Below are 671 nucleotides of genomic sequence, written 5' to 3'. Positions count from 1 at the left end.
ACGATGTGGAAGCCGGCGTGCGCACCGCGGTCAAGGTCGGCGGCCCGCAGCTGGGCGGAGTACGCCTGGACTCCGGAGATCTCATCGCGCAGGCCGGTTGGGTCCGTGAGCTGCTCGATGACCTTGGCAATTGGAACACCAAGATCACCGTCACCTCAGATCTCGACGAATACGCGATCGCCGCGCTAGCCAGCGCCCCGGTCGACTCCTACGGAGTGGGCACCGCACTGGTGACCGGCTCCGGGCACCCGACCGCGTCCATGGTCTACAAGCTGGTCGCGCGCGCCGAGTCCGACGACCCGAGGGCGCCGCTGCGGCCGGTGGCGAAGAAGTCCAGCGGCGGGAAGACGTCGATGGGCGGACGCAAGTGGGCCGCGCGGCGCCTGGACGCGGAAGGGAGCGCCGAGGCGGAGGTGGTCGGCACCGGTCCGGTCCCCGCCGCCCTGGTCGACCGGCAGCTCCTGGTCGAGCTGGTCAAGGGCGGTGAGGTGGTCGCCCGGGAGCCGCTGGACGTCGCCCGGGAGCGGCACGCGACGGCCCGCGCGAACCTCCCGCTCTCCGCCACCCAGCTCTCGCGAGGGGAACCCGTCCTTCCGACGGAGTACGCGCACGGGGGCTCGGGTAGCTAAAGCAGGTGCGCAGCGACCACTCCGGCGGGCCCCCCACCCACG

The 671-nt window shown here is 72.3% G+C and carries 1 pseudogene; it reads left to right on the top strand.

The features are described from left to right. Positions 1-629, top strand: a pseudogene (locus Q7C21_RS22345) (nicotinate phosphoribosyltransferase); the annotation flags it as partial. Positions 630-671 lie beyond the last annotated feature (42 nt).

The organism is Pantoea sp. ANP04 (genome assembly GCF_041982285.1).
In the GTDB taxonomy this organism is placed as follows: domain Bacteria; phylum Pseudomonadota; class Gammaproteobacteria; order Enterobacterales; family Enterobacteriaceae; genus Pantoea; species Pantoea eucalypti.
This window is presented reverse-complemented; position numbering and strand designations above follow the sequence as displayed.